Genomic DNA, 14,231 nt, shown 5'->3' with positions numbered 1-14,231 from the left:
GTAACTACACAATCTGTTCATATGAAACGCATATCTATCATCATATGTCTGATGCTATATGTAACAGCTGCCTACAGCCAGTTAAGCACAGGCAATACTTTTATAGTAGAAACTAAAATAAGGACTGGCGGCGTCACCGATCAGGCAGGTGTAGACGCTTTGCCGCCAGATAAAAGAACCAGCACGGTCACTTACCTGGATGGTCTTGGACGATCCCTGCAAAAAGTAATAGTACAAGGCAGCCCGGGGCTAAAAGATATGGTAACGCCATTCTACTTTAATAACTTCGGAAATAACACCCAGCGCTTCCTGTCTTATACCGATTTGACCGGCAGTAACTATGGTAGTATCAGAACTACTGCTTTTTATGACCAGCGGGCATTCTATAACCTTGCCAATACTTCAGCAGCAGATGTGGCAAAAGATAATCTTCCTATAACTGTACTACGTTATGACGAATCCCCACTGAATAATCTGCAGTTAACCGGCGGCCCCGGCTCCAGCTGGAACCCTGATGGCGGCCATCCCACCTCCAATTATTATTCTATCATTTTCGCCACCATCAATACATACGATAGTTTATTATTACACTGGGTTATTACTTCAGACAGCGGCGCTGTACCAACCGCAGAGTTATGGTCTCCATGGGAAGCACATAAGATGGTAACAATTAATCCGCAGGGAAATCAGTGCGTTGATGTATTTGATATCAACTTTAACCATACGCTCAGAAGAAAATACGCAGATAGCGTAGCCCTCGATACACACTATTCCTATGATGATTTCAATCGCCTGCGTTTTATAATTACGCCTGTCGCATCCAGGTTAGTAATCGGAAAAACTCATCCGCTGACAGTAGATAGTGTTCCATTCCTCAAAGACGAAATGTGCTATTACTATGACTACGATGCAAAAGGACGCGTGATCAGGGAAAAGCATCCAGGTGAGGCCATTATAGAAATGGTGTATGATGCACAGGAGCGCCTGGTCTATAAAAGAGACGGCAACCTTCTGGCAAAAGGACAGTGGCTTTACTACGCATATGATTATACAGGCAGGATGACAGGCAGCAGCCTGTATCTGTCCAACATCAGCCGCAATGCCTTGCAGGAAAAAGTAAACGGATATATCTATGATTCCATCATAGGAAACCTTATCATGCCTTCTCCTGACTATACTCCTGTACTGCCTTTGACAGGAAATCAATATAACACTTATGGCTCCTCTCCCGATCCGGCATTTGCCTTTGTACCTGCTGAAATGACCAGGCTGCAGAGCGGTAACAGTACAACTGCCGACATAGTAACCACTGCATCGAAACTTACCAATGGGCTGAAATGCGCAGACTGGTCGCAGGTTTTAGACAGTTCCATCACCCTTCGCAGCAGTTATTATTATGATGATAAAGAGCGGTTGATCCAGCAGGTCTCGAAAAATATATATGGAGGGATAGATGTCCACAGTATACGATATGATGCGGAAGGTAAGGTACTAAGTTCCTACGACCATTACAGGAATCCCGGAAGTACTGTTACGCCTGAACTAAAAGTCCTTACTGTCCGGTATTATGATGATGTTGGTAATCTTACCCAAATAGACAAACAGCTCAATGATTCCGGGCAGCTGAAAACAATTGTTCAGATGCGTTATAACAGCATAGGGCAGCTTATTTGCAAAACCTTTGGTAACAACCTGGATAGCATGAAGTACAGTTATCATATTCAGGGCTGGTTAAAGTCTGTAAACAAGGAATACCTGCGTACAGGCACGGGTAATTATTTCGGGTATGATCTGGGGTATGATGATTCCACCACCGTGATACCAGGCACCCGGTATTTAAACCCATTATATACCGGCACACTCGCAGGTACGATGTGGCGGTCTGCCAATGATAATGTTTTACGCAAGTACGATTTCAAATATGATAAAATTGATAATTTGCTGCGCGCTGATTTTGTACAGCAAGATCCTGGTACTTCCGCCTGGTCCCGTAGCCTGGTTGATTATTCGGTAAGCGGCATTAAATATGACCTGAACAGCAATATTAAATCGCTTACGCAGCGTGGACTATCAGGCACATCTTCCATTATCGTGGACAGCCTGAAATATGAATACTTTCTCAACAGCAATAAACTCTATTTTGTAACAGATAAAGTAAATAATCCGCTAAGCACGCTGGGAGATTTCAAAGAAGCCAATACCGATCTGCAACAGGATTTCGATTACGACGCCAATGGCAATCAATACCTCAATATGAACAAGCTCACGCGAGTGCTTCGGTATAACTATCTGGATCTTCCTGATTCAATTTATATGTGGGGAAAAGGATATGTGGTATATACCTATGATGCCAACGGCAACAAATTACAAAAGGCGGTTACTGATTATACCGGCGCCGGAAAATATACGACCATTGGATATTTAGGCGACCTTGAATTCCGGAACGACACGCTGCAGTCCATTGCACACGAAGAAGGCCGGATCAGGGTAATAGTAAAGGCAGGCCAGCCCGTGCAATATATCTACGATTATTTTGAGAAAGACCAGCTGGACAATGTTCGCGTGATACTGACAGAACAGACAGATACCAGTATTTACAGTGCGAGTATGGAAACAGCCCTTGCTACGCGGGAAGAAAATACCTTCAGTAACATAGCGGAAACCCGTAGTGCCAAACCTCCTGGTTACCCTGCCGGAGACGGTCGTCAGAAAAATGAATTTGTCGCCTTATTATCCGGTCAGCCGGATGGTAAGAAAACAGGGCCATCGCTGGTGATACGTGTAATGGCCGGAGATACGGTAAGGATTGGCGCCAATGCATTTTATAAAAGCAGTACTGTAAAGAAAAATAATCCGGTATTACCACTGGAAGTACTGTTAAACCAGGTATTGCAGGGAGCTTCCCCTCAGGCCGGCAGGAATACAGCCCATACTTCCCTGCTGGCTGATCAACCGCCGCTGATCGCCCATAACCTGACCCCGGGCAGTTATGAGCGATTGAAGGCCGGTAATGATCAGGCCATTGACCCACTACGTCCTAAGGCTTATCTGAATTATATATATTTTGATGACCACTTTAAGATGATTGAAGAAGCCAGTGGTGTTAAACAGGTAAAAGCTACACCGGATCAGCTGCAGGAGCTTGGAACGGATAAGATGGTGGTTTCCAGGAGCGGATATCTTTGTGTATTCCCCAGCAATGAAAGCCAGGAGCGGCTTTACTTTGATAATGTTACCGTATCGCTTACCACCGGGCCATTGCTGGAGGTAGCACATTATTATCCGTCCGGACTTGTTATGGACGGTATCAGCAGTAATGCGCTGAAAGGAACCGCCTATCCGGAGAACCGGAAGAAATTCAGCAGTGCAGAACTGCAAAGCGGGGAATTCATGGATGGCAGCAGCCTGGAATGGTACGATTTCCATACTTTTCTCTATGACCAGCAGATAGGACGGTTGCTACAGAGCCGCAAACCGAATCAGCCATTCCAGGAATACCTGTCGCCATTCCATTACAAATTCAATAAGCCTGCCGGATATGTTTTCCCGGAAAATCCGCTTGCAGTACCGATCACAGATATATTAAAAGGCAGGGCAGCTGCAGCGAAAGTGGTGCGTAGTGTGAGCATATTGCCAGTAGAAAAATAAATATCGCTTTCACATACTGAAAAGGGTGACTCAACTAATCGTTGCGTCACCCTTTTACCTGATGCTACAATGGTAAGTTAATACCGGTCGTTCTGCACCATATTGGGATTGGCCAGTATTTCACTCATAGGTATAGGGAAGCGCATATCCCTCAGCGGGTCGCAGTTCCTGCTTTCTACCGGCGTCGGCAGGCCCGTTCCGGGATCTACTGCGCCATATACTTCTCCGGTCATCACGTCTTTAAAAATATTCCAGCGGCGGATATCAAAGAAACGTGCGCCTTCAAAACACAGCTCCGACATACGTTCCCGGCGTATCAGCACACGAAGGGCAGCCTGTGAATTATACTTTGCAGGGTCTACGGAAGCCAGGCCGGCACGGTTCCTTATCTGGTTAATATAACTGAGCACATCAGGGTTTTGCCAGTCGCCCAGCTCCACCAGCGCCTCTACGTAGTTCAACAATACTTCCGCATAGCGGATGATCATATAGTCCAGTGTTTTGGAACTGGCGTTTCTGTCTTTAGGGTCCAGGTATTTATTGACCCAGAAACCTGTATTGGTGGAAAACTGCAAACCGATTTTATCGCTGCCGGTGCTGGCAAACGGGCGCAGGGTATCTCCCTGGTATACCTGATCGGGCAGTAATACTGCCGCTACCAGGCGAGGGTCGCGGTTATTTTTGTAATTGGGTGTTTTGTGATAGATCGCCTGTGAGTCTGTCGGCAGTTCTGCCAATGTCTTCCCCTGGAGGGTTTCGAAGTTATCGATCACTACGTTGGTGGGTGACACAACTGTTTTTCCACCTACGCCTGCCGGTGCAAACGTATTCCAGGCACCGCTGCAGCCTGCATCTTTGAAGAAAATACGTTCCTTGTTCAGTTCCCCTGCATAGGTAAACAATTCAGCATAACTGTTTACTTTACTGTTTGTTGACTTATACAGACCATATACGCCCTGATCTATCACCGCCCGGGCACTTGACTTCATCAGGTCGTATTTGCCGTAAAACAGGGCTAATTTGCTGATTAACGCATAACATACGCCGGAGGAGATACGCCAGGCCTCGTTGCTGTTATAGGTGTCGGGCAGGTTAGGCGCACATTCCGTCAGTTCCTTCACAATGAAATCATAGACTTCCTGTTCTGTATTACGTTTCAGTTCACTTTTCAATGGCTCTACTGAGGTGGTCACGATCGGAATACCACCAAAGAACATCAGGAGTTCCATATGGTAATAGGCCCGCATGGCACGGGCTTCGTTCTTATAGCGCGCTCTCAGGGCAGAGTCCATATAACAACGGTCCACATTTTCCAGGAAGCGGCTTGCCCTGCGGATGTCTTTATAATCATCTCTCCAGACCATCAGCGCTACATCCCAGGTGCTGTTCTGCAACCCTTTTGCATATAGCTCATAAGCGCCCCTGGTATCCTGACGTGCCACGGCTTCGTCACTCAGCGCTGATAAAAACATCAGCTGACGGCCATCACTGCCGCCGGGAAGTCCTGCATACACAGAACCCAGCGCCCCGGTGGCATTGGCTTCTGTTTTCCACCACGAGGCATCTGTTACTGAGGTGGGGTCGTCATGGGTCAGAAATTTCTCACAACTGGTCAATAAAAACAAGGCTATAATTAGCATCCAGCGATTTGTATTCTGCATGAGTGAAGGTTTTAGAATTGAACATTAATACCGGCAATGAAAGCCTGCATCACACCATAAGTCCACTGGTTACCCTGGCTCTCGGGGTCCATCAGTTTCATACCTGTAAGCGTCCAGGCGTTCTGGGCATTTACATAACCACGGATACGACTGATACCCCTGCGTTTCAGCCCGTCAGACACCACGTTATACCCCAGCTGCGCATATTTCAGCCGCAGATAGGCGCCATTCTCAAACCAGAAGTCGGAAGAATATTTGCTGTTGGCCGGCGCGGCAGATAAGCGCGGGAACATAGCGTTGGTACGTTCCGGCGTCCAGTACCTGGTCGAATAATATTTGGTAGGCACACCACCATCTTTACTCATATCCAGCGGTAAAGCCAGCATTCCCTGCAATACGGCGTCGCATTTATTAACGCCCTGCAGCATAAACTCCAGGTCCCAGTTTTTATAGGTCAGCCGGAAGTTGGCGAAATAATTGGTGGTGGGCACGGGATTGCCTATACGCATCTGGTCATCACTGTCGATGATCTTATTACCATTACGATCTACGTATTTGATATCTCCCGGTTTAGCCCCTGCTACTACCGGTATCAGCGGATTACCCGCGGCATCAAAGTCGGAAGCCTGCAACAATCCTGCGGTTTTATAACCAAACCAGCTGTTGACGGCCCCTCCTACTTCGTTGATATTGGTAGTGGTTACTTTTGAACCACCTTCCAACGCGAGGATTTTGTTTTCATTGAAGGTAATGCCAGGGCGCACCGACAGGCTGATGGCGCGTGACAGCTGCGCATTGTAGTTCAGGCTGATCTCCCAGCCTTTGTTGGACACCTTGCCGGCATTCACCGGAACAGCTGCTTCAAATCCGCCGGTGTAGGACAATTGCGGGAACAGGATCATTCCTGTCGTCTGCTTGCTGTAATAATCGGCTACCAGTTCTAATTTGCTGCCAAACAAAGCGAGGTCCATACCCACATCCAGCATGTTTACCGACTCCCAGCTGATGTCAGGATTACCATTGCTCACCTCTATTCCGCTGCTGTTGTTGATAGTAGTCTGGTACTGATAGAGATCAATACCTTCATTTCCTAGTCTGCCATACGAAGCTCTGAGCTTCATATTATTTATTGCGCGGATGCTTTGCATAAAGGGCTCCTTGCTTACATTCCATCCTATCGCTGCCGATGGAAAGAAGCCGTATTTATGCCCCGGACCGAATTTGGATGAACCATCTGTACGACCGGTAAGCTCCAGCAGGTATTTGTCTTTATAGGAATAATTTGCTTTCGCATATGCAGAGAGAATAGACCAGATGCTGACTGTTGTTACATCTGAAGAGGCTGATTGTCCGCTGCCATTGCTTTCTTCCTGGGAATAACCAGCCATGATAAACAAATGGTGATCATTCTTATCAATGGTATAATCTGCATTCGCACCAAGGTAATAGTAAGTAGTACGTGCCAGTTTATTACTACGTTGCTGCGTCCACGTTTGCAATAGCTGACCGGTATAATAGTCAAAGAAATTATAGTTATCGCGGGTATCGTTGGTGATGTCGCTATTGAGGCGGAAGCTGAATTGTCCGCGTAGAAACAGGTTGGGCAATACTTCCCAGCGTGGCTGCAGGTTGATGCTGGATTGTCCGTATTCCCCTTTACGGATACCACCTTTTTCTGCATAGGCCAGCGGGTTTACGATATCTGCATATCTCCCGTAAATATCTACACCATTTTTAGTATCAGGGTATTTAGGAAGAATGGTGGGTGGTACGCGGTAAACATCTTCCAGGATTCTATTTCCTCCGGTACCATTGGGTCTGTTGGGCTGCGAGGTATTCCGCTTGATCGCCAGTACATCTATGTTTACCAGTAATTTTTTACTGAGAGATACAGAAGTGTTGGCGCGTACATTATACTTCCTTGAGCGCGATAATGGAATCATGCCTTCCTGGTCCTGGTAATTCACGTTGAGGGCAAAACGCGCCATGTTATTGCCTCCGCTGACGCCCAGCGACTGGCTGTTGATCGGTGCTCTTTTATTTACGATCAGGTCCTGCCAGTCGGTATTGGGGTACTTCACCCGGTCGGTGCCGTCAATGGTAGCCTTGATGGCCTCTTCGCTGTAGAACGGCTGGTTACCGGCGTTTACCTGTGCTTCGTTGTACATGCGCATGTATTGCGGCGCATCTACCAGGTCCGGCATTACTGTTGGCGACTGAATACCGTAGTAGCCATCGTACATTACACTTACTTTGCCGGGCACACCACGTTTGGTGGTAACGAGGATAACACCGTTGGCCGCGCGGGCGCCATAGCTGGCTGCTGCTGCCGCATCTTTCAGCACCGTTACACTTTCAATGGTCAGCGGATCGATGTAGTTCATATCCATGGGTACGCCATCTACCAGTACCAGCGGGTTAGAGTTGTTGAGGGTGCTGATACCACGGATTTTAATTACCGCTGCATCACCACCAGGCAGGCCACTGCTCTGGTTTACCTGCAATCCGGTAATACCACCCTGCAGTGCCTGCGAGATGGTGGTCACTGGCTTTCCGTTTAACGCCGAAGCCACATTGAGGGAAGCAACGGAACTGGCAATATGTTTGCGTTGCTGCTCTGTAAGGCCCACCACTACTACTTCATCCAGCCTGGATACATTTTCTTTCAGGGCGATGGTGAGGCCGTTGTTGGTATTGAGCACCATATATTCCTGGGGCAGATAGCCTATCTGTGAGAAAACAAGGGGATGATTGCGTGGCACACGGATGCTGAAATATCCGTCAGGGTCAGTGGTGGTGCCGATGCTACCATCCTTTAATTTGATGGTAACACCCGGAAGCCCCTGCGGTGGCTCGTGCGTATCATACACACGACCTTTTACCAATACCAGGCTATCTTCAGAAAATTGTCTGCTTTGCCTGGGAGTGGCCTGCGATTTTGGTACGATTGTTACCTGGTTGCCGGTAATCGTATAGCCGAGGGCGGTAGACTGCAAACCTTTATCCAGGATGTCTGTGATATTGGCATGCATGAAGAGGGTAATTTTGTCTGAACCTGCAACCAGGTCATCTTTGTAAAAGAAACGCCAGTCGCTCTGCGACTGTATCTGGCGGAACAGTTCAGTAAGCGGTGCATTTTTTAACCTGACCAGCAGCTGCCCGTTTTGGGTAGCGGCGGCACTGTACATGCCAATAACGGTAAGCAGGGGCAATAGGAGCCATGCAACGTAGAGTTTTCGCATACGTTAATTTTGTGTGTTGATTGAAATCGTATATAGGTGCCCGTAGCCGGGCATAGCAATCCCTGACGGTAACCCTGGCCAGGGCTACCATACTGTACCGGAATTACAAAAAAGGCTATTGTTTACTGAATACTATGTTACCGGAAATATTTTCATATCGCATGGAAGTGGCTTCAGCAATGCTTTTCAGCACATCGTCCATATTATTATGAAGATCGATATCACCTGAAAATGTTTCGCTGCTTTTGGTTGAATGAATCGTAATTTTCCTGTTGTAATATCTTGCCAGTTTTTTCAAAATATCTTCTAAAGTGGTATGCATAGCTATCAGGTGATGATCTTTCCAGGCGGTATACATTTCTGTTGACACCATACCGGCTTCCTGCTGGATACCATCGGTTACAACAGCCATCTGTCCTGGTTTCAGCAGGGATGCGTGCGTACCTGTTTCCACGCTGATACTGCCCGTACATAAAACAAACTGTTGCTGCTGATCATCTTTATAAGCGGAAATATTAAACGAAGTACCCAGCACCTTTACCTTTGAATCGCCCGCATATACGTAGAAAGGCCGGGCAGCATCCTTACTTACTTCAAAATAGCCCTCTCCTTCCAGTACCACACTGCGTTCTGTTTTATCGAACGCCGGCGGATATACGAGCCTGGAACCCGCATTCAGCCATACATGCGTGCCATCGCTGAGCGTCAGCTCGGCGGTATGTGCATAAGGCACCAGCAAGGTATTGAAGGAACCTAACCTGGTATCCTGGCTTACCTGTTGTGTATTAACCGTCAGGGTATTGCCTGACTGGTAAGTGATGACAGCTTTTTGCTGTGCTACCTGTACCTGTTTATTATTACTGAGAATTAATCGTACAGCCGTGAGCGTATCCTGGGCCACGACCTGTTCCTTACCGGCAAAACGCAGTATGGCAGGCTGTTCCGAAGGCCTTAGCCAGTAGAATAGCGGTAGTAGCAGTACCAGTATGATGGCAGCTGCTTTCCAGGCATATAGCAGGTAGATGCGTTTATTTTTTTGTTGCATGCCGGCGTCTATACGCTGCCACAGCAAATCTTTTTCAGCCCCTGTCATATGTTCATTGCCAGCGGCCCGGGCGATTGCCCGTATGCGCAAATCCTGTTCACTGTTGTCGAATAGGTCCATTAATATATAAGAGAAAGCGGTTAGGTTTTTATAGACTGGTTTTGTAAGATTTTTTTTATTTTTTTCAGATTTCTGCCAGCAGGATGAGCAGCAATGTACTGAAAACCTTTACAGTGGTACCTTCCATGGATTCGCGCATTTGTTTGATGGCGCGGTAAGCCAGGGTACGGCAGGTGGCGATTTCAATTTCCATGATAGCAGCAATTTCTTCATAAGAGAGATCGCAGTGATATTTCAGGTAGATGATTTCCTTTTGCCGTGCAGGAAGCTGGTTGAGCTGTTCGGCGAGCAGCTTTATCAGCCGCTGTTCATCTTCGCTGGCGATGATGGCAGTTTGTATAGAATCTGATTGAAAATCAAGCGTAAAGAGTGAGGCATCCGCTATCAGTTTCACCCTGGCATTTTTTTTAAGGGTGAGATGCAGTTTCCTTCTCATGGCTGCCAGCAGGTAGAATTTAATATTTACACTGCGGGATAATTTATGGTGGTAATGATGCAGATCAATGAAGAGGTCGTGGATACAGTCGAGGATAAGGTCTCTGTCTGTCGTATATCTGTTTCCGTAGGCGAAAAGTGTGTCTGCGTAGATTTCATACAGCGCTTTGAATGCTGGCTGTTCGCCGGCAATGACACTGTTCCACAGCGCTGATTCGTTTACTACCTGTGAGTTTTCCACAACTGAAAAGGATAAGATACCATCGGCTGATGGTGGGATAAAAGTACAGCTCCTGACTAAAAAATAATATTAATTAATCTTTATCTTCCCTTAGATCATCTAAGCAACAAGATAATAAATTTAGTGGTGTACTTATACAGGTAGTAAACTTTATGCGGCAATTATTTTTCGAGGGTACCGAACAATCCGTTTTTATAGTCGGCGAATGCCTGTTCGATTTCTTCGTTGGTATTCATGACAAAATTATCTTTGGCAGCTACCGGCTCGTTGATAGGTTCCGCGTTCAGATATAGTATCCTGGTGGCTTCTGTGGCCTGGATATGTACGTCAGCGTTAGGGTCGTCTTTATCCAGCACCACAAGGTGATAGCCATTAACGCTGGTGCCGTTTACCAGCACGTTACCGTCTACCACGTAGAGCAGTGTCCAGTAACCGCGTTTAGCCTGCAGCGATACGGCTGTACCGGCATCCAGACTCCCCCATATGGCTGTGATAGGCGTAAAGTTCTGCAGCGGTCCTTTCAGGCCTTCATATTCGCCACCTACCAGTTTCAGGTGTACACCTGGATGTGCCGGTATATGAGGCATATCAGCCCCTTTAATATACTGATAGTAAGGATCTTCAAATTTATGTGCTGCGGGTACGTTGAACCAGAGCTGCAGCAGCTCATAGTTACCGCCTTCTTTCAGAAATTCTTCAGAAGGACCTTCACTATGCAGGATACCTTTGCCAGCAAACATCCACTGTACATCGCCGGCGGTCACCGTCATGGCGTTGCCGGCATTATCGCGGTGAAAACCCTGCCCCTGCAACATAAACGTTACCGGTGCAAAGCCCCTGTGCGGATGCGGGTGCAGGCGCTCTTCCGGAGAGCCGGCAGCGTAAAACTTCGCCGGCATATGATGTACCACGATAAAAGGATTGGCAAAACGGAACTGTGCCGTAGGGAGCGACTGGCGTACCACCTCTGTATCAGTGATTTTCTTTTCGCGGCCTTCCAGCACATGCAGTATTTTCTTTTCCATTATCAGCTGTTTTGTGATGATTCAGGTAATAACTTCAGTCGGGCTTTTTCCACTGAGCTACGGAACATTTTCAGTATCAGCACCTCATAGTGTTCGATCTGAAGGACCTCTCCTTCTTTAGGAATATTCCCGTGTTCGTAGTTTATTAAACCAGAGAGTGTTTCATAATGTTCGCTTTCCGGCAATGGTACCGGCAGGAACTCGTTGATGTCGGAGAGGTTTTCGTGCGCATTCACGATGTAGGTATCTTCATCTTTTTTCTCTACGATCGGTGCTTCGTGGTCGTGTTCGTCCTGAATGTCTCCTACCAGTTCTTCCAGGATATCCTCCATGGTAACGATACCTTCCGTATCACCGAATTCATTGGTAACAACGGCCATTTGCAGGCGTTGCAGCTGGAAAGTACGCAGCAGGTCTTTGATCTTCATGCTGTCCGGTACATAAAATACCGGTTTGAGGATCTCGTTGATGCTGGTCAGTTTCTTTTCGTGTACCCCTTTAACGAGGTCTTTGGTATAGATCACGCCTTTCAGTTCATCCAGCGAGGTGCTGTATACCGGGTAACGGGAATAACCGTCTGTGATCACCTGGTTTACCAGCTGATCAAATGGCAGGGAGATGTCCAGTGCGGAGATATCCTTACGGTGAGTCAGAATTTCTTTTACGCGGCTGTCGTCGAATTCGAATACGTTCTGTATCAGCTCGCGTTCTGTTTCTTCGATAGCGCCGCCTTCCTGGCTTTCGGAGATGATCAGCTTCAGCTCTTCTTCAGAGTGAATTTCAGATTCGCCTGCAGGTTGTAATCCGAAGAGGCGCAGGATACTGTTGGCCAAGCCGTTCAGCATCCAGATAAACGGGCGGAAGATGACGAAGATGAAGCGCAGCGGCATGGCTACTGCCAGTGTGGTAGGCAGTGGCTTGCGTATCGCCATTGACTTCGGCGCCAGTTCACCAAATACGATATGTAATACGGTAATGATAAAGAATGCAATAGGGATCGCTATGGCATGGGCAGCACTTTCTGTGATCGTCAGCCCGATGGCTGCCATGAAATTCAGGACCAGTGCAGTTACCACTGATTCTCCAACCCAACCCAAACCCAGGGAAGCCAGGGTAATACCCAGCTGTGTGGCGGCGAGGTAGCCGTCGAGATTGCTCAATACGTGTTTTGCTGCCCTGGTAGACCTTTTAGAGGCACCGGCAGCGCTGTTTATTTGTGAAGATCGTACTTTAACAATGGCAAATTCTGCCGCGACGAAAAATCCGTTTAATAATACAAGAATAATAGTTCCGAGAACTTGTAGAAACATTAGTTGGGTAAATTGGTTCGCAAGCCCAAATATAGGTAAATGATTTTTTATACGTTCGTGTATTTTTGTCAGGTCTTTAAGGTGAATATCATATTATAAAATACCATAACGCCGGTTGCCTGTTTTATTATTTTTTTTCACTAGTCTACTATTTTCATAGAGTTTATGTATTTTGTGAAGAAATAGACATAAGAAATCCATGGAGAAAGTCGCTTCACCAGCCGTAACCGCAGCTATAGAACCAACACCAGCAAAGGTTTCACCGGCAAGCCCCCGAAAAAACCGCCTCTTATGGTGGGCCGCTGCAGTTATCCTGGTTTTGGTAATACTGGCCACAGCATGGTGGCATACTCCTGCTTTTCGTGCCTATGCGGAGGAGATTCCGTCTACCTTTTATTACTTCCTGATTGCCGGTTTTATCTTTGCCATGATAGATGGTGCCATCGGTATGTCATATGGTATTACCTCCACCACCTTCTCCCTTTCTATGGGAATCCCGCCTGCTTCTGCCAGTACGGCGGTACATATTTCCGAAATCCTCAGCAACGGCATCGCCGGCTGGATGCATTTCAAAATGGGGAATATCAACAAAAAACTCTTCAAACTCCTGATCATCCCTGGTATTACCGGGGCAGTAATCGGGGCATATCTCCTGTCTTCTCTCGAACATTATTCTACCTATACCAAACCGGTTGTATCACTTTACACACTCATTCTGGGTAGTATTATCCTGAAACGTGCCATTCAGGCGCGCAGGGCGAAGGTGCAACAGGGGAAAAAAATTAAAAAGATCGGTATCCTGGGCTTCTTCGGGGGCTTCATTGATGCGATCGGTGGTGGTGGCTGGGGATCCATCGTTTTATCTTCTCTGATCGCCGGTGGCCGGCATCCAAGGTTTTCACTCGGAACAGTGAAACTCTGCCGCTTTTTTATCGCCATGCTCAGCTCCCTGACCTTTGTAACGGTATTATCACATGTACATTGGGACGCAGTATCCGGACTCGTAATAGGCAGTGCGCTGGCCTCTCCTATTGCTGCCAAAGTTTCCAACAGAATTTCGGCTAAAACGATTATGATTGCTGTGGCTGTGATTGTTATTCTGGCCAGCCTGAAAAGCATCTACGGCTTCACCGTGAAAATATTATAAAACCAATACCATTTATTCTTCCGATACGGGCCTGTTCACCTTAAGTGTAACAGGCTTGTTTATTTCATACTGTACCAATGCATAGATGACCACGGCTATACGATCATCGAAAGGCTTGGCCGGCAGGTACTGATTGTCAATACTTACTTTTATTTCTGCAGTTTTATCTACAAAGAGATACCAGCCATCACTTTGTTTCTTCACGACATAGCCCGTCAGTTTAACAGTGGTACTGTCCCTGTCGAGCTGCCTTGCTTTTCGTATCACCTCCCCTACCGTGTATTGCTGGTTTTGTTGCGGTGGTATAAAGGCAACAGCTGTAATTACACTAAGTACAAACAGCAGACTTTTCATGGG

Annotated in this window: 9 protein-coding genes; 2 read left to right on the top strand and 7 right to left on the bottom strand. The window is 47.0% G+C overall.

Features of this window, described 5'->3' with window-relative positions:
* Positions 1 to 21: 21 nt before the first annotated feature.
* Positions 22 to 3,648, top strand: a complete 3,627-nt coding sequence (locus tag F3J22_RS14055) for a DUF6443 domain-containing protein (RefSeq protein WP_167018166.1) — start codon at positions 22 to 24, stop codon at positions 3,646 to 3,648.
* A 77-nt stretch (positions 3,649 to 3,725) separates the two neighbouring features.
* Here the strand turns inward: F3J22_RS14055 and F3J22_RS14050 are convergent, their stop codons facing one another.
* The 6 genes from F3J22_RS14050 to F3J22_RS14025 form a co-directional block, all read right to left on the bottom strand.
* Entirely contained in the window at positions 3,726 to 5,309 is a 1,584-nt protein-coding gene (locus tag F3J22_RS14050; RefSeq protein WP_167018164.1) for a RagB/SusD family nutrient uptake outer membrane protein, read from the bottom strand.
* A gap of 11 nt (positions 5,310 to 5,320) precedes the next feature.
* Positions 5,321 to 8,551, bottom strand: coding sequence for a TonB-dependent receptor (locus F3J22_RS14045; protein WP_167018162.1), 3,231 nt, complete (start codon positions 8,549 to 8,551; stop codon positions 5,321 to 5,323).
* A 115-nt stretch (positions 8,552 to 8,666) separates the two neighbouring features.
* Positions 8,667 to 9,716, bottom strand: coding sequence for a FecR family protein (locus F3J22_RS14040; RefSeq protein ID WP_167018160.1), 1,050 nt, complete (start codon positions 9,714 to 9,716; stop codon positions 8,667 to 8,669).
* A 64-nt stretch (positions 9,717 to 9,780) separates the two neighbouring features.
* Positions 9,781 to 10,392 carry a sigma-70 family RNA polymerase sigma factor gene (locus F3J22_RS14035; RefSeq protein WP_167018158.1) on the bottom strand — a complete coding sequence of 204 codons (612 nt, stop codon included), beginning with the start codon at positions 10,390 to 10,392 and terminating at the stop codon, positions 9,781 to 9,783.
* A gap of 161 nt (positions 10,393 to 10,553) precedes the next feature.
* Positions 10,554 to 11,417: a pirin family protein gene (locus F3J22_RS14030; RefSeq protein WP_167018156.1), complete on the bottom strand. Its 864-nt coding sequence runs from the start codon at positions 11,415 to 11,417 to the stop codon at positions 10,554 to 10,556.
* 2 nt (positions 11,418 to 11,419) lie between these two features.
* On the bottom strand, positions 11,420 to 12,727 hold the full coding sequence (locus F3J22_RS14025; protein WP_167018154.1) for a hemolysin family protein: 1,308 nt from the start codon (positions 12,725 to 12,727) through the stop codon (positions 11,420 to 11,422).
* A gap of 199 nt (positions 12,728 to 12,926) precedes the next feature.
* Between F3J22_RS14025 and F3J22_RS14020 the strand changes: the two genes are divergently transcribed.
* Positions 12,927 to 13,874, top strand: coding sequence for a sulfite exporter TauE/SafE family protein (locus F3J22_RS14020; RefSeq protein WP_167018152.1), 948 nt, complete (start codon positions 12,927 to 12,929; stop codon positions 13,872 to 13,874).
* 12 nt (positions 13,875 to 13,886) lie between these two features.
* On the opposite strand, the gene F3J22_RS14015 is transcribed toward F3J22_RS14020, so the two are convergent.
* Positions 13,887 to 14,228, bottom strand: a complete 342-nt coding sequence (locus F3J22_RS14015) for a NirD/YgiW/YdeI family stress tolerance protein (RefSeq protein WP_167018150.1) — start codon at positions 14,226 to 14,228, stop codon at positions 13,887 to 13,889.
* Positions 14,229 to 14,231: the final 3 nt, after the last annotated feature.

This window comes from Chitinophaga sp. Cy-1792, assembly GCF_011752935.1.
Classification (GTDB): domain Bacteria; phylum Bacteroidota; class Bacteroidia; order Chitinophagales; family Chitinophagaceae; genus Chitinophaga.
Note: the sequence above shows the minus strand (reverse complement) of the source record. Positions and strands in the feature narration are given on the sequence as shown.

What these genes read in the sequence shown, in the direction of transcription:
- F3J22_RS14050 (WP_167018164.1), bottom strand. Translation starts at nt 5,309, where the DNA reads ATGCAGAATACAAATCGCTGGATGCTAATTATAGCCTTGTTTTTATTG.
- F3J22_RS14040 (WP_167018160.1), bottom strand. Translation starts at nt 9,716, where the DNA reads ATGGACCTATTCGACAACAGTGAACAGGATTTGCGCATACGGGCAATC.
- F3J22_RS14020 (WP_167018152.1), top strand. Translation starts at nt 12,927, where the DNA reads ATGGAGAAAGTCGCTTCACCAGCCGTAACCGCAGCTATAGAACCAACA.
- F3J22_RS14055 (WP_167018166.1), top strand. Translation starts at nt 22, where the DNA reads ATGAAACGCATATCTATCATCATATGTCTGATGCTATATGTAACAGCT.
- F3J22_RS14015 (WP_167018150.1), bottom strand. Translation starts at nt 14,228, where the DNA reads ATGAAAAGTCTGCTGTTTGTACTTAGTGTAATTACAGCTGTTGCCTTT.
- F3J22_RS14045 (WP_167018162.1), bottom strand. Translation starts at nt 8,551, where the DNA reads ATGCGAAAACTCTACGTTGCATGGCTCCTATTGCCCCTGCTTACCGTT.
- F3J22_RS14025 (WP_167018154.1), bottom strand. Translation starts at nt 12,727, where the DNA reads ATGTTTCTACAAGTTCTCGGAACTATTATTCTTGTATTATTAAACGGA.
- F3J22_RS14030 (WP_167018156.1), bottom strand. Translation starts at nt 11,417, where the DNA reads ATGGAAAAGAAAATACTGCATGTGCTGGAAGGCCGCGAAAAGAAAATC.